At 70.4% G+C, this 18,059-nt stretch carries 19 protein-coding genes and 1 tRNA gene; 5 read left to right on the forward strand and 15 right to left on the reverse strand.

The window, feature by feature from the left end; all coding sequences use genetic code 11:
• Positions 1–13: 13 nt before the first annotated feature.
• The 5 genes from FHS29_RS14575 to FHS29_RS14595 all read right to left on the reverse strand — a co-directional run bounded on the left by FHS29_RS14575 (position 14) and on the right by FHS29_RS14595 (position 3,960).
• Positions 14–820 carry a PIG-L family deacetylase gene (locus FHS29_RS14575; RefSeq protein ID WP_184691163.1) on the reverse strand — a complete coding sequence of 269 codons (807 nt, stop codon included), beginning with the start codon at positions 818–820 and terminating at the stop codon, positions 14–16.
• A 71-nt stretch (positions 821–891) separates the two neighbouring features.
• Positions 892–1,617, reverse strand: a complete 726-nt coding sequence (locus tag FHS29_RS14580; protein WP_184691164.1) for a hypothetical protein — start codon at positions 1,615–1,617, stop codon at positions 892–894.
• 41 nt (positions 1,618–1,658) lie between these two features.
• Positions 1,659–2,363, reverse strand: a complete 705-nt coding sequence (locus tag FHS29_RS14585; protein WP_312864945.1) for a Crp/Fnr family transcriptional regulator — start codon at positions 2,361–2,363, stop codon at positions 1,659–1,661.
• Between the two features lie 228 nt (positions 2,364–2,591).
• Positions 2,592–3,191, reverse strand: a complete 600-nt coding sequence (locus FHS29_RS14590; protein ID WP_184691166.1) for a hypothetical protein — start codon at positions 3,189–3,191, stop codon at positions 2,592–2,594.
• A 37-nt stretch (positions 3,192–3,228) separates the two neighbouring features.
• Positions 3,229–3,960 carry a Crp/Fnr family transcriptional regulator gene (locus FHS29_RS14595; protein ID WP_184691167.1) on the reverse strand — a complete coding sequence of 244 codons (732 nt, stop codon included), beginning with the start codon at positions 3,958–3,960 and terminating at the stop codon, positions 3,229–3,231.
• Between the two features lie 592 nt (positions 3,961–4,552).
• On the opposite strand from FHS29_RS14595, the gene FHS29_RS14600 reads away from it, so the two are divergent.
• The gene (locus tag FHS29_RS14600; RefSeq protein WP_184691168.1) at positions 4,553–5,023 is read left to right on the forward strand and encodes a TetR family transcriptional regulator C-terminal domain-containing protein; all 471 of its coding nucleotides are present in this window, start codon (positions 4,553–4,555) and stop codon (positions 5,021–5,023) included.
• Positions 5,024–6,808: 1,785 nt separating this feature from the next.
• Here the strand turns inward: FHS29_RS14600 and FHS29_RS14605 are convergent.
• The 5 genes from FHS29_RS14605 to FHS29_RS14625 form a co-directional block, all read right to left on the reverse strand.
• Positions 6,809–6,884: transfer RNA gene (locus FHS29_RS14605), tRNA-Ala, on the reverse strand.
• A gap of 73 nt (positions 6,885–6,957) precedes the next feature.
• Positions 6,958–7,629: a divisome protein SepX/GlpR gene (gene sepX / locus FHS29_RS14610; RefSeq protein WP_184691169.1), complete on the reverse strand. Its 672-nt coding sequence runs from the start codon at positions 7,627–7,629 to the stop codon at positions 6,958–6,960.
• A gap of 158 nt (positions 7,630–7,787) precedes the next feature.
• Complete coding sequence (locus tag FHS29_RS14615; protein WP_184691170.1) at positions 7,788–8,450, reverse strand: GNAT family N-acetyltransferase; 663 nt, start codon at positions 8,448–8,450, stop codon at positions 7,788–7,790.
• A 92-nt stretch (positions 8,451–8,542) separates the two neighbouring features.
• Positions 8,543–9,766, reverse strand: coding sequence for a molybdotransferase-like divisome protein Glp (gene glp / locus FHS29_RS14620; RefSeq protein ID WP_184691171.1), 1,224 nt, complete (start codon positions 9,764–9,766; stop codon positions 8,543–8,545).
• Positions 9,767–9,780: 14 nt separating this feature from the next.
• Complete coding sequence (locus FHS29_RS14625) at positions 9,781–10,662, reverse strand: UTP--glucose-1-phosphate uridylyltransferase (protein WP_184691172.1); 882 nt, start codon at positions 10,660–10,662, stop codon at positions 9,781–9,783.
• Between the two features lie 38 nt (positions 10,663–10,700).
• Here FHS29_RS14625 and FHS29_RS14630 point away from each other — a divergent pair, with 38 nt between their 5' ends.
• The 4 genes from FHS29_RS14630 to mscL all read left to right on the forward strand — a co-directional run bounded on the left by FHS29_RS14630 (position 10,701) and on the right by mscL (position 13,739).
• On the forward strand, positions 10,701–11,267 hold the full coding sequence (locus FHS29_RS14630; protein WP_184691173.1) for a 5-formyltetrahydrofolate cyclo-ligase: 567 nt from the start codon (positions 10,701–10,703) through the stop codon (positions 11,265–11,267).
• A 102-nt stretch (positions 11,268–11,369) separates the two neighbouring features.
• Positions 11,370–11,693: an FmdB family zinc ribbon protein gene (locus tag FHS29_RS14635; RefSeq protein WP_184691174.1), complete on the forward strand. Its 324-nt coding sequence runs from the start codon at positions 11,370–11,372 to the stop codon at positions 11,691–11,693.
• 86 nt (positions 11,694–11,779) lie between these two features.
• Positions 11,780–12,286 (forward strand): SAF domain-containing protein, encoded by a 507-nt coding sequence (locus FHS29_RS14640; protein ID WP_184691175.1) that lies wholly within the window; start codon positions 11,780–11,782, stop codon positions 12,284–12,286.
• 1,048 nt (positions 12,287–13,334) lie between these two features.
• The gene (mscL, locus tag FHS29_RS14645; protein ID WP_184691176.1) at positions 13,335–13,739 is read left to right on the forward strand and encodes a large-conductance mechanosensitive channel protein MscL; all 405 of its coding nucleotides are present in this window, start codon (positions 13,335–13,337) and stop codon (positions 13,737–13,739) included.
• A gap of 470 nt (positions 13,740–14,209) precedes the next feature.
• Here mscL and FHS29_RS14650 read toward each other — a convergent pair whose 3' ends face one another.
• From FHS29_RS14650 to FHS29_RS36800, 5 genes are all read right to left on the reverse strand, one after another.
• The gene (locus FHS29_RS14650; RefSeq protein WP_184691177.1) at positions 14,210–14,398 is read right to left on the reverse strand and encodes a hypothetical protein; all 189 of its coding nucleotides are present in this window, start codon (positions 14,396–14,398) and stop codon (positions 14,210–14,212) included.
• Positions 14,395–14,895: a MogA/MoaB family molybdenum cofactor biosynthesis protein gene (locus FHS29_RS14655; RefSeq protein ID WP_015098113.1), complete on the reverse strand. Its 501-nt coding sequence runs from the start codon at positions 14,893–14,895 to the stop codon at positions 14,395–14,397. Before FHS29_RS14655 ends, FHS29_RS14650 begins: the two co-directional genes overlap by 4 nt.
• Before the next feature lie 108 nt (positions 14,896–15,003).
• Entirely contained in the window at positions 15,004–16,023 is a 1,020-nt protein-coding gene (locus FHS29_RS14660; protein ID WP_184691178.1) for a sensor histidine kinase, read from the reverse strand.
• Positions 16,023–16,715, reverse strand: coding sequence for a response regulator transcription factor (locus FHS29_RS14665; RefSeq protein ID WP_184691179.1), 693 nt, complete (start codon positions 16,713–16,715; stop codon positions 16,023–16,025). Before FHS29_RS14665 ends, FHS29_RS14660 begins: the two co-directional genes overlap by 1 nt.
• Positions 16,716–16,938: 223 nt before the next feature.
• Positions 16,939–17,964, reverse strand: a complete 1,026-nt coding sequence (locus FHS29_RS36800; protein ID WP_376774431.1) for a S1C family serine protease — start codon at positions 17,962–17,964, stop codon at positions 16,939–16,941.
• Positions 17,965–18,059 lie beyond the last annotated feature (95 nt).

Consider the following 18,059-nt stretch of genomic DNA (forward strand, 5'->3'; position numbering starts at 1 on the left):
CCTAGCGGTGCGGCTACACCGAGAAGTCGTTCGGCGGCGTCCAGGGATCACCGGCTTCGAAGACGCGTTCCCGGTACTGCCGCCCCATGACGTTGTTCCAGCTCGTCGGGTCCAGGTTGGGGTCGTGCGGCCGGTAGGCGTTCCACACCGCGAACTTCTCGTCCCGCCAGTACCCGTCCCAGTTCTCCGGCCGCCCCCGGATCACGTAGCCGTCGTACTCGTCGCGCCGGATCCAGGTCCGCCCCTCGTGGTCCAGATCCGCCTGCGAGGACAGGATCGCGCCGGCCACGTGGTCGACGTGGTCGCGGTCCACCTCCCGGTGGCCGACGGTGCTCAGCGTGCGGATGTAGTCGGGCTGCGACACGGCCAGCACGTCCCGCAGCATCCCCACGAACGACTCCCGCGTGTACGGCGCGCGCCCGTCGATCGGGTGGGCCACGAAGGAATCGTCGAACACCATCCGCGCCAGGTCCCCGGTCTGGTCACTGCCACCGGCCGCGTGGATGAAGGTGAAGACGAGCCGCACGTTCGTGCCGTCCAGCGTGTTGGTGGCGACGTGGTGACCGTCGAACACCAATGACTCGAACGTCCACTGATTGGCGACCCGGGCGGCCCTCGCGTAAGCGGCCCGCTCGCCCCGGACCCGCATGTCGGCGTAGTCCATCCCGCAAGCCGGAAACCCCTCCCCGCAAGGGAGGTCCCCGGCAGTGAGGTACACGACCCAGACGTCGTACCCGGCCTGCACGTCGGACAGGATGTCCGGGCTCATGAACAACAGGTCGTCGTCCTGGTGGGCGACAAAACTCACCGTGGTAGTCATCGGCCTCCCCGTCCCCGCTGCAGGAGAAGAGACCGCAACCGCCACCCTGATACGAACAACCCCTGAACGGCTCAGTCCCGGTCGTCGGAGCGCACCAGCCCGAGCACCACGTCCGGCACACCGGCCCGGAAAACACGAACGGCGTCCGCGATCTTCACGGACGCCGTCTCCGGCTTGACCCCCCGGACACGCCGGAGCACCTGTTCCTCTCCGGGAGGCACCCACAGCCACCCCAGCCGGCGGAAGTCCCGGGCCGGCACGTGGATGGGGCGGAACCCGACGCGGTCCAGGCCTCGTTCACCGCGCTGCACCACGTCCGTGTGGAAGCGGTCCGAGACGATGAGCCCGAGGTCGCGTTCCGGCGCGTCGGCCAACGCCTGCCGGAACCGGGGCGCGTCCACCAGCCGCGCGGTCGCCACCACCGGGTCGCCACCCACGTGCGGCAGGTTCATCACCGTCTCGCCGTGGTCGATCGCGATCCGCAGCCGCAGCCGGTGCTCGGCGTTCGCGGCGCGGTTCACCTCGTCCAGCGCGATCGGGATCTCGCGCAGCACGAAGTCCGCCACGATCCACGCCTTGGCGATGCAGGCGTCGATCACCAGGGTCGCGCTGTCCCCGTCCGCCCGCCGGTACGAGCCGCTGCCGATCGGGTACCGGGGATCCCGGACCGCCGCGAACGCCAGGTCCAGCACGGACTCCAGCGCCCGGTCCAGGTGCACCTGCCTGCCGCGTCCTCCAGCGCTGGAGCCGACGACATCCAACCGCAGCACCGTGCGGGCGAGTGCGAGTGAACTCACGTTGCCTCTCTGAGGTGGTCGGAGGGGTGTTGGCGATGCGATCACCCTTGAGGGCAGGCACCCACGCCACCACATCCGGTGATGTCTTTCGCCCGATTCAGACCGGACAGTGCGACGAAGCAGGGCAGGCACGGGATCTCCACCTTCCCGTACCCGGTGACCACCAGCCGGCGGGCCCGCAGCCCCCGCAACGCGCGCTGCGCCGACACGTGCGCGGCGGCCGCGAGCTGGGCCAGTTCCTCCTGCCCCAGCGGCACGGACACCCCGCGCCCGGCAGAGTCCTCGGCGAACACCTCGGCCAGTTCCGCCAGCACCCGCGACACCCGCGTCTCCACGGTGTCCGAGGTCAGCTCCGACTGCTTGCGCTCGGCGGCCCGCAACCGCCCGGAGACCTGCCGGACCACCTCGCGGGCGAGCTCGGGCCGTTCGCCGATGATGCCGACGAACTTGGCCTTGGCGATCTTGGTGGCCATCACCGGGTCGTGCGCGACCACCGAAGCCGACCGCGGCTCCCCGTCCACGCAGGACATCTCGCCGAGCAATTCGCCGCGCCCCCGGATCCCCAGCAACCGGTCGTGCCCGGCGCCGTCCCGGGCCACCACTTTCACGTGCCCGGAACTCAGCACCAGTACGCAGTCGCCCGGATCCCCCTGCCGCATCAGGTGATCTCCGGCGTCATAGCGGACCGGCCGGCCGCACTCCAGCAGCGCGCGCAGATCAGCGGTGCGCACCCGAGCGGCGAACACCTCACCCAATGACCCCACCCCCGCCCACGGTCCCACCCGCCGACGCACAATCGCTCAACCGATCGACACAATGCCCCCACCGCCGACAGTATTTCCACTCATCCGCTGTACGACCACAAAACGCGGCCCGAACCCGAAATAATAGGGAGAACAGCGGCCAAGAAGCGGACAGAGTGGTGACAACGGCGGTGGCGGGCAGGCGGTGCGCGCCCCACCCACCACCGGGCCTCATCCGAGGTCGCGCTTGGGCAGGTAGACCCAGCCGGTCTGGTGGAAGTCCTTCACGACCACGTCGACCGGTCGGAACGGGACGCGGTCGAGCCCCCGCTCCCCGCTGAGCACCACCTCGGCGTGGAAGCGGTCGGACACGATCACCCCGAAGTCCTCCGGGGCGTCCGCGACGGCCTGCCGGAACGGCTCGGCGTCGATCAGCCGCGCCGTCGTGGTCACCGGCCCACCGCTGATGTGCGGCGGGTCGATGACGGTCGCGCCGTCGTCCATGGCGACCCGCAGCCGCAGCCGGTACTTGTCGTTGAAGGGTTTGTTGACCTCGGCCAACGCCAGGTCGAACTCGCGCAGCACGATGTCCGACGTCACCCAGGCCTTGGGGATGCCGGACCCGAAGGCCAGGGTGACGCTGTCGCCGTCATCCCGCTGGAACCGCTGCACGGGCGCGTACAGGGCGTGGTGGCCGAGGGTGTCGAGGGCGATGTCCAGGGCGTCGGTCAGCGCCTGGTCGAGGTGCGCCTGCCTGCGCCGGCCGCCGGAACTGGAGTTCACCACGTCCAGGCGCACGACGGTGCAGTCGGTGGCAAGGGGAACGCTCACGGTGCCTCGCTGGGTCGGGGTTCGACAACGGTGCCGATCACCTTTCAGGGCACCGACCGACGCCACCACATCCGTTGATATCTCTGTCCGAATTTCCGTAGATTTGCGTTGACAACGCGGCTCGCCGGAGGCAGGCCAGGCAAGGGATCAACACCTTGCGCTTTCCCGCGCCGACGCCGAGAATGCCCCGCTCGCGCAGCGTCTTGACGGCTCGATGGGCTGTCAGGACGGCCATTCCGGCCATCTCGCCCAACTGCTGTTGCGTCAACGGCACCAGCAGCCTACCGGAGGTCGGGTCGTCCGCGAACGCGTCGGCCGCGTCCACCAGCACCCGCAGCAGCCGCGGCACCGCCGTCCCCGGACCCACCTCGGCCCGCTTGCTCTCCAGCGCGCACAGCTTCGCGATCGCCAGCCGCAGCAGGTCCTGCTGGATGGCCGGGTTCGCCGCGAGGTAGTCCAGGAACCGCGTCCCCGGCACCTTCACCACCGTCACGTCGTCGTGCGCCTTCACCGACGCCGTCCGCGCACCCTCCCGGAAGAACGCGAACTCGCCGAGCAGCTCCCCCTTGCGCCGGATCGCGAGGAGCCGCTCACCCCCGGACGCGTCCTGGCTGAGGATCTTCACGTGACCGTGCCGCAGCACCATCACGCAGTCGCTCTGCTCGCCCTGTCGCATCAGGTAGTCGCCGGCCCCGTACCGGACCGGCCGCCCCCGGCCCAGCAGGTCGTCGAATTCCTCGGGGTGCACCCGCGCCTCGAAGGTGTTCATCACCCGATCCCGCCGGTGATCGAATTCCACCCGACAACGCCAGAATTCCACCCCGTCCGGGCAGCACTCCCACTCGCAAGATCAAGAGAATCGGCGGCACTCATCCCGTCCCCCAAGAAGCCCGATCTTCACCTTCAGGCATGACAGAATGCCTGGCAACCGCTCGGGATTCCAGTGGCACCCACGAAAAATCCGACCGGCGCACCCGGACACCGTGCGGAAATTCGCCTTGCCGAACTCCACGGGCAAACAACGCACGCGGAGAACCCTGTTCCGTCCGGCTGGGGGCCGATCCGTTGATCAGGGTCGGCGGTGCCCGATCCCGACCAGGCCAGTGCCCGGGAACCTGCGACGGGACAGCTCAACCACGTGCGGCCCTCGCCACTGTCCCGCGCCGGACCAGCGCGTGAACGAGCAGCGCGACACCGAGCGCGCCGACCACGAAATCCGACCACGCGGGCGCACCCACCGCCCGGAGCAGGGCCGAGACCCCGAGAGTGGTCTGCCACAGCGCATCCGTGACCGCGGACCCGAACCCCGGCGGGCTGGAAAGTGCGACCCTGCGCGAGGTCGCGGCGCAGGCGGGGTGTCCATGGGGGCCGTGCAGCGGTGTTTCCGCACCAAGGAGGAGATGCTGGTCTTCGCGCAGGAGCACGTGAACCAGCGGGGCACTGAGCGCGCTCGGGCGCGGATCGCCGAGTCCCCGGAACCGGGGTCGGTCGCGACCGTGCTGGAGCAGACGCTGGTCGCCATGCTGGCGGTGGACGACGAGGACCTGTCCGACGCCCGCGTCTGGATGGCCTTCACCGCGCAGGCGGTCGTCGACCCGACCCTCGCCGCCGTCCAACGCGGTCACTACGCCGGACTGGCCGAACTGCTCGTCACCCTGCTCCGGGCGGGCCAACAGGACGGGCGGATCAACCCCGAGGTCGACGCCACGAGCGAAGCCGACGCCCTCATCACCCTCGCCGACGGGTTGACCGTCCAGGTACTGCTCGGCAGGCACAGCCCCGATTCGGCACTAGCCGCGCTCCGCCGGCAAACCGCCGTTCTGTGGACCTGACGAGAACGAGCCCGTCGAACCCCGACGCAGTGAAACCCGGTCGCAGAGCACCACCGCGAAAACCGCCGGTTCCCGCCGCTGCCCCTTTCAGCGGTTCCTGCCCCGACCACCCGACGCAACCGGGTACGGCCGGGGGTCCGGGGGCAAAGCCCGCCGGGCGGGCTGCGGGGGTTGCACCCCCGCAAAACACAACGGGGCGAGCAGGTCTGCGCTTTCCGCAGACACAACTTCATCTGCACTCGACACATAGTACAGACTGTGCGAAGCCTCGAGCGTGACCACGGAACCATTGTAGCTTGCGACTAAGTTGGCCTTATGCGAAAGGCCCGCCGAGGGCGGGCCTTTCAATCGGCCTCTCAGGGCTGGTTGGCGTACCCTGCTCCTGTTATTTTACTCCGCAGGAGTGCCCTGGGATCGAAACATGGATCAGCAATGCCACACTGATCCAACCAACCACCTCGCCATGCGTCCGGCCATGCTGCTATACAGCTCCCAGGGAGCGGAAGGATGTCAGGTTAAACTTCATCTGGCATCACCTCCTAAAGACGCAGCACAAGAGTACCACAGCACGACTTCGCGATATCCCACCGTAGAGGTATACGACAGAAGTTCACATTTGAACGACCGCTATGATGAAGCTGAGGTGAACATGAAGATCCACAAGGGCGGCATAGCGTCTGCGTGTGGCGCTTGGCGTACGCAACCCACCGAGTGTCAACTGAGGCGGGGCCCGCAGCCGTGAATTGTGAATGCGCGGGGAGCTGAAGCCGAAGGGCGCTGAACACGGCGTGTCGGCTACTCGTGGTCCGCTGCCACGGTGCTTCAGGACCAGCCAGTGTGTCGAGGATGAGCTGACACCAGGCCCGCGCTGCCCCGACCGCCAGATAGGCGTGGCGCAGCTGAAGTCTGACCGGTGCAACACCCGCGTTCGCGGAGCCCTGTAACACCAACAGCCGCTGACGTCAGACCACCGAGGATCTTCTTGACGGCGTCCAAACCATTTGGGCCCTGGCGCGCTTGCCGGGTAGAGGTGGAGGGCCCGCTGCGCGCGACTGATGAGACTAGGCAAGTCCTCGTTGCGTTCGTCGACCGGCTCGCCCAGCTCGACCAGGACAACCTTCGCCGTGGGTTCGATCAGCTCCTTGGCGATGCCGACGGCGTCCCGCGGGTGATCCAGCAGTGATCGGACGGTCCGGTCGAAGTGCTCCAGGATGACTGCGCAGGCAGTTAGGTGTGCGAGGGAAGCGGGTAGAGCGGTCGCCCCGTGGACGGGCACGAAGCGGCTGCTAGACAGGCTTGACAAGTTGGAAGCCAGGAAGACCGCTTGCTCGACTTGCTGGGTGACACCGACTGGCCGAAGGCGAACAGCAAGGCGAACCTAGGGGAGATCGCCAGCGAGCGTCGCGGGATCGACGGGCAACTCGCCGACACATCGAGCAACCTAGACGTCGGGCGGAGATCTTCGTTGCAGCGCTCCGGCTGCTCGCTGATCCACAGGGCGTTTACCGTCGCGGGGGGGCGGCGCGGTGAAGCGTGGGGTGATCAAGGTGTGCTCGAGAAGCTGCACTTCGACGTTGTCCCGACGCGGAGGGCGTCGTGGAGAGCGACAGCGTGGCGCTGGGCATCGCAGGACTGGTCTAGACCGGGATGCGAGGCAGCGGGTCGAACGGCCCGGAAACGCCGAAGGCGGCTCCCTCCCGGTGGAGGAAGCCGCCTTTGAGCGGGCTACCGATGCGGAGCTACTTGCGCTTGTCCTTGCGGACAAGGGTTCAAGTAGAGCCGCAATGGTGGAGCTGAGGGGAATCGAACCCCTGACCTACTCGATGCGAACGAGTCGCGCTACCAACTGCGCTACAGCCCCGTGTTCAGTTGTCGTTCTCCTGTGGTGCGGAGGAAGCATATCAGTAGTCGGGGGGTGGCTTTGCCACCCCCCTCTACTCGCCGACGGCCCTGCGGTAGGGCAGGGCGTCCGGGCCGTCCAACTCGACGAACACCGGGTCCTCGTCGTCCGCGTCGACCACGACGGTGCCGGGGCGGACGTGGTGCTGGAAGCGCGGCTGCGGCGCCAGGCCGGGTTGCTCCTCCTCGTGCCCCTCGTCCTCGGTGGCGCGTTCGTCCTCGACGGGGCGCACCGGCCGGCGGCGGACCTGGGCGAGCCGGGCCACCCTGCGGGCGCGGACGTCCTCTTCGATGCGCACCTGGCGGCGCAGGTACCCGAGGTAGCCGACCAGGGCGAGGTCGACGGCCGCGTGGCCCCACCACACGAGCGGGTACAGCACGCCCGCGACCACGCCGGTGACCAGCGCGGTGAGCAGCAGCGTGCCGACGACGCGACGACGGAACGCGTACTTCGCCTGGGCGACGATGGCCGCGGTCTCCGGGTCGTAGCCGCCGCGACCGGGCCGGTAGGGCCGGTGGGCGATCTCCTCCTCGAAGTCCTCGACCGGGTCGGCGAAGTCCTCGTACTCGTCGAACTCGGCATCAGGCATGGCGTCGTACTCCTCCTCCATGCTGCTCCGCGCGTCGGCGCGCTTGCGCGCGACCATCGGGACGAGGACGACCAACCAGGCCACCACCAGTCCCACGACGATCAGCGAACTCGGCATCCCCGTCACCTCCCCCTACCCCGTGGCACGCGAACTGCGTACGCCACGCTAGTCACAACAGTCACACCTGTGTCGGAGCCACGCCGACCGGCGTACGTACCAAAGTGTGGTGTATCACCCACTTTCGGGTGATCTGAATAAGCCGCTCGGCCCTGAGATCAGGCGGTTCGGGCGTACCCCTGCGCGACCAATCGGCGTACCAGCCCCTCCGGCGAGGCTTCCTCGGAGGTCATCGCGAAGCACATGTGGTCGCGCCAGTCACCGGCCACGTCCAGGTAGCGCAGGAACAGCCCCTCCTCGCGGAAGCCGGCCTTGGTCAGCACCCGCAGGCTGGCCGCGTTCTCCGGCCGCGCGGTGGCCTCCAGCCGGTGCAGCCCGGCCTCGCCGAAGCAGTGGTCCACGACCAGCGCGAGGGCCGCGGTGGCGACGCCGCCCCCGGCCCGGTCGGCGGCGACCCAGTAACCCACCCAGGCGGACCGCAGGGAGCCCCGCACGATGTTGCCCACGGTGATCTGCCCCGCCAGGTCGCCGTCCACGGTGATCACGAACGGCAGCGCCTGGCCGCGCCGGGCCAGCGAGCGCAGCGACGACCACTGCGCCGGCCACGACAGGGGCGCGTTGCGCTCGTGCCAGCCGTCGATCGCGGTGGGTTCCCAGTTCTCCAGGTACGCCCGGTCGCGCAGCCGGATGCGGGACCAGGTGGAGGCGTCGAACAGCTTGGGCGGGCGCAGCGCGACGACGCCGGCGTCCACCCGCAGCGGACCGAGCCGCACGGGCCAGCCGGGATGTCTACCGCCCTCCCACGCCAGACCCGAGCTCATCCGTCCCCTCTGTCGTTCAGTGCCCGTCCTCGCTCAGCTCCGCGGTGATCGTCTCGCCGGGTCCGACTCTCGGCACATGACTCTCGGCACATCTAACTCTTCTGGGCGAGGAAGCTGACCATCACTTCTTCACCCACCGCGACGTCGGTGACGTCCTCTTCGACCATGATCAGGCAGTTCGCCTCGGCCAGCGAAGCCAGCAGGTGCGAACCGGAGATACCCAGCGGCTGCACCAGGTACTCCCCGTTGTCCGCGTCCCGGAGCAGCTGGCCGCGCAGGTACCCGCGCCGCCCCTTGGTGGAGGTCAGCGGCGACAGCAGCCGCGCGCTCACCGCCCGCCGGTACGGGTTGCGCTTGCCCAGCGCGGCCCGGATCAGCGGGCGGACCAGCACCTCGAAGACGACCAGCGCGCTCATCGGGTTCGCGGGCAGCAGGAACGTCGGCACCGCGTCCGGCCCGAGCCGGCCGAAGCCCTGCACCGAGCCGGGGTGCATGGCGACCCTGGTGGGGTCCACGTCGCCCAGGTCGGCCAGCGCGGCGCGCACCTCGTCGCCGATCACCCCGCCGACCCCGCCCGCGATGACCACGATCTCGGACAGCAGCAGCCGCCCTTCCACCACCTCGCGCATCCGGCGCGGGTCGGCGGACTGGATGCCGACCCGGCTGACCTCGGCGCCCGCGTCCCGCGCGGCGGCGGCCAGCGCGTACGAGTTGACGTCGTACACCTGGCCCTGGCCGGGGGTGCGGTCGACGTCGACCAGCTCCTCGCCGATCGAGATCACCGACACCCGGGGCCTCGGGTGGACGAGCACCTTGTTGCGCCCGACGGCGGCCAGCAAACCCACCTGGGCGGCGCCGATGGTCGCGCCGCGGCGCACCGCGACGTCACCGGTCTGCACGTCTTCACCGGTCCGGCGGACGTACGCGGCGGACGGCACGGGCCGTTGCACGGTCACCTTCGCCGCGTGACCGTCGGTGTAGCCGACCGGCACCACGGCGTCGGCCAGGGTGGGCAGCGGCGCGCCGGTCGCGACCCGGACCGCCTGGCCGGGCTGCAACCGTCTGGGCTGGCGGGATCCGGCGGGGATCTCGCCGACCACCGGCAGCTGCACCGGCTCCTCGGCAGCGGCCTGCACGTCCACGCTGCGCACCGCGTAGCCGTCCACCGCCGCCTGGTCGAAACCGGGCAACGCGCGTTCCGCGACGACCTCCTCGGCGCAGAGCAGGCCCTGCGACTCGGAGATCGCCACGCGCACCGGGGCGGGCCGCACGGCGGCGGCGATCACCTTGGCGAGCTGCTCGTCCACTGACCTCATGTGTTGACCCTCGTTCAGGAGTTGCCGAGGCGTTCCCGCAACCACTCCCGCAGCTCGGGCCCGTAGTCGGGGTGCTCAAGGGCGAAGTCAACCGCAGCTTTGAGGAATCCCGCCGGATTGCCCAGGTCGTGTCGCCCACCCCGGTGCACGACGACGTGGACCGGGTGACCCTCGTTGATCAGCAGTGCGATGGCGTCGGTGAGCTGGAGCTCGCCGCCCGCGCCCGGCGTGATCCGCTTGAGCGCGTCGAAGATCGCCCGGTCGAGGAGGTACCGGCCGGCCGCCGCGAAGGTGGACGGCGCGTCCTCCGGCTTGGGCTTCTCGACCATGCCGACGACCTGCTTGACGTCGTCCTCACCGGTTTCGCGCACGTCGAACACGCCGTACGCGGAGATCTGCTCCTTGGGGATGTCGAACGCGCACAGCACGCTGCCGCCGAACTGCTCGCGGACCGCGGCCATCCGGGTCAGCACGCCCGCGGGCAGCACCAGGTCGTCCGGCAGCAGCACGGCCACGGCGTCGTCGTCGCCGGTCAGGTTGCCCTCGGCGCAGCCGACCGCGTGCCCCAGGCCGAGGGCCTTGTCCTGGATCGCGGTCTCGACCTTCAGCAGGTTGGACGCCCGCCGGACCTTCTCGACCAGGTCCGTCTTGCCCCGCTCCTCGAGCGTCCGCTCCAGTTCGGGCTGCGGCCGGAAGTACTCGGCCACCGCGTCCTTTCCGGGCGAGGTGACGATCACCAGCCGGGTCGCGCCGGCCTGCGCGGCTTCGCCGGCGACCAGTTCGATGCCCGGGGTGTCGACGACCGGCAGCAACTCCTTGGGCACCGCTTTGGTGGTGGGGAGGAAGCGCGTGCCCAATCCCGCCGCGGGCACGATTGCTGTCTGGAAGGCGCTCATGGACAGCGAGCGTAACGCCGCGCTTAGGGTGACCTGCCATGACGTCCGATCAACGTAGTCGGAAGACGACTCTGCGCACACGGTTGCGGACCGCCCGGCGTACCGCGCTACCCGCGCCGTTGTCGTCCGAGGTGCTGAAGGCCGTTGCTGCATTCGACGTCGTTGCCGGTCAGACGGTGTGCGCTTACCTGGCGATCGGGGGTGAACCGGGTTCGGCGGCGATGCTCGACGCACTGCGGACCGCGGGGTACCGGGTGTTGCTGCCGATCGTGGTCGGGGCCGCGCCGTTGGACTGGGCGTTGTACGACGGTTCCCTGCGTCCCGGGCCGCACGGGCTCCGTGAGCCGTCGGGGGCGCCGCTGGGTGCTTCGGCGATCGCGGAGGCGGCGTTGGTGCTGGTCCCGGCGCTGGCGGTGGATCACCGGGGTGTGCGGCTGGGCCAGGGCGGGGGGCACTACGACCGTTCGCTGCCGTTGGCGCGCTGCCCGTTGGTGGCCGTGGTGCGGGACGAGGAGTTCATCCCCGAACTGCCCGCCGAGCCCCACGACGTCCGGATGGACGCGGTGCTGACGCCTCGGGCGGGGATGATCCGACTACCGCTGTGACGTTGACCTGTGGTGTTTGCGCCACGTATGCCGGCCGGCGCATCATCGTTCTTGGCACTCGTGATGTCCGAGTGCCAACCAGGACCCGCGGAGGGGCGAACCGTGCCGACCTACCAGTACGCCTGCACCGAATGCGACCACCGGTTCGACGCGGTGCAGTCCTTCTCCGACTCGGCGTTGACCGAGTGCCCGGAGTGCGAGGGCAAGCTGCGCAAGCTCTACGGGGCTGTCGGCGTGGTGTTCAAGGGCAGCGGTTTCTACCGCACCGACAGCCGCACGTCGTCGTCCTCGGGCTCGTCGTCGAAGGCGGAGGCCTCGTCGAAGTCCGAGTCGAAGTCGGAGTCCAAGTCCGAGACGTCGTCTTCTCCGACGTCCGCGCCGAAGAAGAGCGACTCGTCCTCGACACCGGCGGCAGCGGCCTCCTGAGCCAAGTTGTCCACAGGCCCCCGAGTTGTCCACAACTCGGGGGTTCCTGCTTTCCAAGGCCCCCGAAGATCCCTAACGTCGACCCCATGAACCTGACGCGAAAGATCTTGGCCCTGGCATTGACCCTGCTGGCAGCCCTGGTAGCGGCCTGGCCGGCGCCGTCCGGCGCGGAGCTCGTGGTGGCCGCGCACGACCTGCCCGCAGGCGTCCCGCTGGCCCCTGACGATCTCAGGACCATCCACGTCCCACCCGAGTTATCCCCAACCGGCGCGCTGAGCCGTGACGAGGCGACCGGCCGTGCCCTAGCCGCTGCCGCCAGACCCGGCGAACCCCTGACCGACGCGCGGCTGCTGCCCGCCGACCCGGACACGGCCTCCGTCGCCGTGCGCCTGGCCGACCCGGCGGTGGCCCGGCTGCTGCGAACAGGCAGCCGGGTGGACGTGGTGGGCGCCGAGCTGCGCGTGCTGGCCGACAACGCCTCGGTGGTGGCGGTACAGGCCGACGAGGTGGCGGTCCTGGCCGTCAGCCGCGAGGCCGCGACACGGGTCGCTTCGGAGTCTCTGACCCAACCGGTCGCGCTGACCCTGCGCTGACGCCTCGCCCACCGGACCGTATGGGACGGTGCCCACTCGGCGGCACCATCCGGCGGTGCCCACTCGGCGCGCCATCCGGCGGTGTCCCACTCGACGCGCCATCCGGCGGTGCCCCACTCGACGCGCCATCCGGCGGTGCCATCCGATCGTGCCCACCCGACGGTGCCATCTGATGGTGCCCGCCGACATCGCGTTCCGAACCGGAGCTAACGGAAAGGACGGTGCCCACCGAACGCTGCCTGACCTCCCCGCCCTGGCCGCCCCGGCCTCACCGCCCCGGCTGCCGCACCCTGACCGCCCAGGCATCACCGTCCTGGTCATCCTGGCTGCCCGGGCCTCGCCGTCCTGGCTGTCCCGGCCCCTCACCGCCCTGACTGGCTTGGCTGTCCTGGCTGTCTGTTCTGGCCACGCTGCCCTGGTCGTCCCGACCCCACCGCCCTGGCCCGCCCCGGCCCTGACTGTCCTGAACGCGGCGCGCTGGTCGTCCTGGCAGGCCAAGTGGTGACGACGTGTCGTCCTCCAGCCCAACCAACTCCGGACCTCACAGCCGCCACCCTTCAGCTCACCGAGCAGCGACTCCGTAGCGGGCGGGTGCCGGGCGTGGGGCGGCGGGGCTTGGCGCGGCGGGGCTTGGCGCGGCGGGGCTTGGCGCGGCGGGGCTTGGCGCGGCGGGGCTTGGCGCGGCGGGAGTTGGCAGGGCTGGGCCGGAAGGCGCGGTGGGTCGGGCGCCCTTACAACCGCGCGGGCCTATCCCACCTTCCGCCCGTCCGCACCTGCCTCCACCACACTGCTATCCGCCTACTGCTGCCTATCTACTGCTGCCCCACCGTTACCCAGAACGTCGCTGAGGACGCTTTCCTCCCGCGCTGCGCTACCTCGCCACACGACCACCGCATCGCCGCTGTTGGTCCAGAACCGCTGGTCCCGGATCGCTGAAGAAGGGGCGTGAAAGCTCGACGTGCCACACGTACCCACTGCGTCACGGGTGAACACCGAAGCCGTTACCCTCCGCTAGCCCCCTGTGTCCCCCCGAATGGAGGAGCCGACTGTGATCAAAGGCTTCAAAGACTTCCTCATGCGCGGCAACGTGGTCGACCTCGCGGTGGCCGTGGTCATCGGCGCGGCGTTCGGCTCGGTCGTCACCGCGTTCACGAACAACCTGATCAACCCGCTCGTGGCGCTGTTCGGCGGCAACAACGTCAACGGCCTCGCGGTCCAGCTCGGCAAGAGCGACAAGACCATCATGGACTTCGGCGCGATCATCACGGCGGCGATCAACTTCGTCATCGTGGCGGCGGTCGTCTACTTCATCTTCGTGATGCCCATGAACAAGATCAAGGAACGCCGAGAGAAGGGCAAGGAAGCCGGCCCGTCCGAGCCGACGGACGTCGAACTGCTCAAGGAGATCCGCGACCTGCTCGCCGCCCAGCAGCAGAACGGCACCAGGCCCTGACCCGGAAGAGCGACACCAGGAGGGCCGATCCACCAACCGGGTTCAGCGCCTGACCGCGCCCGACGCCGTTCGCGCACAACCGGGTGCCGCCCTGCCCTCAACCAGGCGGCACCTGGTCGGGTACGCGCGCGGCGCGACATGGGCGCTTGCCCATCGCGCTGAGGGCGCTGGCATCGTGGCCACGCGGGTTCCCACGGCTACCGGGTACCTGCGCGACAGATCGGCGGTCACCGGCGCCTCGACCACCCGCACGTCCACCGCCCGCACCACCAGCGCCACAGAGGCGAACGCCACGCCACCCACGACGAAACCGGTCCTCGCCCACAAGGTAGCGGCGGCCGTCCACGCCGAGGCGGCAATCACCGGCCGGGCAGGGGCCGCTCACGCACGCCGAGGTGGGCAGTCGTGCCGGACTCCTACGTGCAGGCGTGCAGGTGTGCAGGGCAATCGTGTTGGCGGTGGGGGCGGGCTCATTCGTGGTGTGGTGGGCGGTTCTCCAGGTACCACTGGTCGTTGCGGTTCTGGGCGGTGGGCTCGTCGTCCGCCTCCGGCAGCACGTCACCGAACACCTCGACCAGCCGACGACGCCGTGCCGCCTCTTCCGCGGCCGCAGAGGCAGCCGCCGAGGCGGCAGCGGCGTCGTCAACGGGCTCGCTCATGCCTCGTCGAGCCCGGACAGCTGTTCGATCACGTACGGCACGAGGGCCGACAGCGTGGCCATGCCGTCTCGCACCGCCGACCGTGAGCCGGCGAGGTTCACCACCAGCGTGCTGCCGGACACGCCGACGAGGCCGCGCGAGATGCCCGCGTCGACCGCACCGGCGGCCAGTCCCGAGGCGCGAAGAGCCTCGGCGATACCCGCGATCGGACGGTCCAGCACGCCCTGTGTGGCGTCCGGCGTGACGTCGCGTGGCGACACGCCGGTACCCCCGACGGTGACCACCAGGTCCACGCCACCGATGACCGCGGTGTTGAGTGCGGCGCGGATGCCCACGACCTCACCCTCCACCGCGACGGTGCCGTCGACGATGAATCCGGCTTCCTCCAGCAGCTCGGTGACCAGCGGTCCCGTGCTGTCGTCGTGCTCACCGTGCGCCACCCGGTCGTCCACGATCACGACAAGGGCGCGTCCCAGGCGCTGAGCGCTTCGTTCCATGCGGATCACCGTAGCCAATCAACGGATACCGCGGTTCCGGGACGTCGTGCTGCCGGCCTCGGCGACCACCCCTGACGCCGGTGACATGCGGGTTCTGCGCCGGATCGGTCAACCAGTCCGCATCGGACCCGGCGCGCTGAGCGGCAACCGGACCTCGAAGCGGCATCCCGGTCCGTGGTTGCGCGCGTCGATGGTGCCCCGGTGGGCCTCCACCAGGCCGCGCGCGATGGCCAACCCGAGCCCGCCGCCGACCGGCCGCCGGCTCGGCGTCCCGCGAAATGCGACCTCGAACACCCTCGGCAGCTCGGCCTCGGGGATGCCGCCGCAGGCGTCGTCCACCCGCAGCAGCGCGTGCGAGCCCTCCACGTCCACCCGCACCGCCACCGTCCCGTCCGGCGGTGTGTGGCGGATCGCGTTGGACAGCAGGTTGCGCACCACCCGCGCCAACTCGGGGTCCGAGCCGAGCACCACCGGCCACGTCGCCGCGTCCGCCCGCAGCTCCACGCCCTTGCGCGACGCCACCGCCCGCTCCGCCGCGACCACATCGCTGACCACGTCCGCCAACGGCACCTCGGACAACGTCAGCCGCAGCGCGCCGGCCGTGATCCGGGACAGCTCGAACAGGTCGTCCACCATCTCCGACAGCTTGGCCGCCTCCCCCGAGATCCGCCCCGCGTAGTCGGCGACCTCGGCGGGCCGCACGACCACCCCGTCCGCCAACGCCTCCGCCATCGCCCGGATCCCGGCCAACGGCGTGCGCAGGTCGTGGCTGATCCAGGCGACCAGCTCGCGCCGGGACGCCTCGGCCGCGCGTTCCCGCGCCCGCGCCTCCCGCTCCCACACGCTCCGCCGCGCGATGGACCGCCCCAGGAACACCGCCGTGGGCACGGTCACCACCGCCACCAGCAGGCACACCAGCAGCGTGGTGACCAGGATCGAGCTGAACATGAACCCGCTGACCGCCAGCACCCCGCCGATGGTCGCCAGCACCGGCACGATCGCCAGCACGGTCAGCGCGGTGGCCAACGACCCGCCGACCAGCCGTCGCACCACGAGCGCGCCCGCGACCGCGAGCGGCAACGAGAACAGCACCGCGTACGGGAAGATGTGCGATATCTCGACCAGCATCACGAGCCGCCGTCGTACCGGTAGCCGACGCCCCACACGGTGGCGATCCGCACCGGACGGGCCGAGTCGACCTCCACCTTCTCCCGCAACCGTCGCACGTGGACGGTCACCGTCGACTGGTCGCCGAACTCCCAGCCCCACACCCGTGAGAGCAGCTCGGTCCGGCTGAACGCCTTGCCCCGGTGGGACAGGAAGAACACCAGCAGGTCGAACTCGCGCGCCGTCAACGGCAGCTCGCGCCCGCCCAGCCACACCGCACGCGCGCCGACGTCGACCCTCAGGTCGCCGTCCACCAGTTCCGCCCCGGTCCGCTCGGCGGGCACCCGGGAGCGCCGCAGCACGGAGGTCACCCGCAACGCCAGCTCACGCGGACTGAACGGCTTGGTCACGTAGTCGTCCGCGCCGAGCCGGAGCCCCGCGATGCGGTCCTCCTCCTCGCCCAGCGCGGTCAGCATCACCACCGGCACCGCGCTGCGCGCCCGCAGCCGGCGGCACACCTCCAGCCCGTCGACACCGGGCAGCATCAGGTCCAGCACCACCAGGTCCGGCTCCTGCTCGGCGATCCGGCGCAACGCCTGCTCACCGTCCCCGGCCAGCTCCACCTGGTGCCCGGCCAGCTCCAGGTACCGGCGCACCACGTCGCGCACCGTCACGTCGTCGTCCACGACGAGCACCCGTCCGGTCTCGTTCATCGCTCACCAGTCCGTCAGCGGGGAGGCGGTCGACCGCGAGCGCGGTCCACGAGCCACACGGTAGCCAGACCCGGCCCACCGGCGGCGCCGGATGAGCACGCCGGTGCGAGCGGTCGTGGACGAAGTGAAGCCGCACACCGGCAGGTGAGGGGCGGCCTACCGGAATGCGGCCTCAGCACCGGCTCGGGGCACGCGAGCCGGGGTCTCTGGGGGGGTGGGAGGGCTACTTCACCTCGACGGGTTGGCTGCCCAGCGTCACGTCGACCGTGCGGCCGTCGACGGTGAGCTGCACCTTCTCGCCCGGAGCGCGCGACCGGACCGCCGCCACCAGGGCGTCCGAGCTGTCGATCGTCCGGTCGCCGAACTTGGTGATCACGTCACCGGCCTTGAGGCCCGCCTGCTCGGCCGCGCCGCCCGCGGTCACCTCGCGGACCTGTGCGCCGCCGTTCGCGCCGTCCAGCACCTGGACGCCGAGCACGGTCTGGGTCGCCTTGCCGGTCTCGCTGAGCTCCTTGGCGGTGCGCCGGGCCTGGTCGATGGGGATGGCGAAGCCGATGCCCACCGAGCCGCCCTGCGACGACTGGGTGCGGTTGGGGCTGTAGATGGCGGAGTTGACGCCGACGACCTGGCCGCGCATGTTCACCAGCGGTCCGCCGGAGTTGCCGGGGTTGATCGCCGCGTCGGTCTGGATGGCGTTGAGCACGGTCGCCTGGTTGCCGTTCTCGCCGCCGGCCCGCACCGGGCGGTTGAGCGAGCTGACGATGCCCGAGGTCACCGTGCCGTTCAGGTCGAACGGCGAGCCCACGGCCACCACCTGCTGGCCGATCCGCAGGTCGCCGGAGTTGCCGATCTCGGCGGTGGCCAGGCCGGACACCCCGGACGCCTTGACCACGGCCAGGTCGGACGACGGGTCGCGGCCGACGATCTTCGCGTCGGCGGACTTGCCGTCCTGGAACTGGACCTTGAGCGGACCACCGCCCGCGGCCGACTCGACCACGTGGTTGTTGGTCAGCACGAGACCGTCCGAGCCGATCACGATGCCGGACCCGGCACCGCCGCCGACCTGCACCTGGACCACCGTGGGCAGCACCTTCTGGGCCACCTGCTCGGTGGAGCCCTCCGGCGCGTTGCCGGTCTGCTGGGCGGGCAGCGGGGCGTTCAGCGCGTTGGTGACCGGCCCGGACGTGTCGGCCGCCTGGTAGCCGAGGTAACCGCCGACACCGCCCGCGACACCCCCGACGGCGAGCACGAGCGCGGCGACCCCCGCGACGACCTTCCCGCGACCCCGGTTCCGCGGCGCGCCGACCGCGGGCCCGGGAGGCGCGTAGTAAGGACCCGGCCCGC

Origin of the sequence: Saccharothrix tamanrassetensis (assembly GCF_014203665.1) — a bacterium.
Taxonomy (GTDB): domain Bacteria; phylum Actinomycetota; class Actinomycetes; order Mycobacteriales; family Pseudonocardiaceae; genus Actinosynnema; species Actinosynnema tamanrassetense.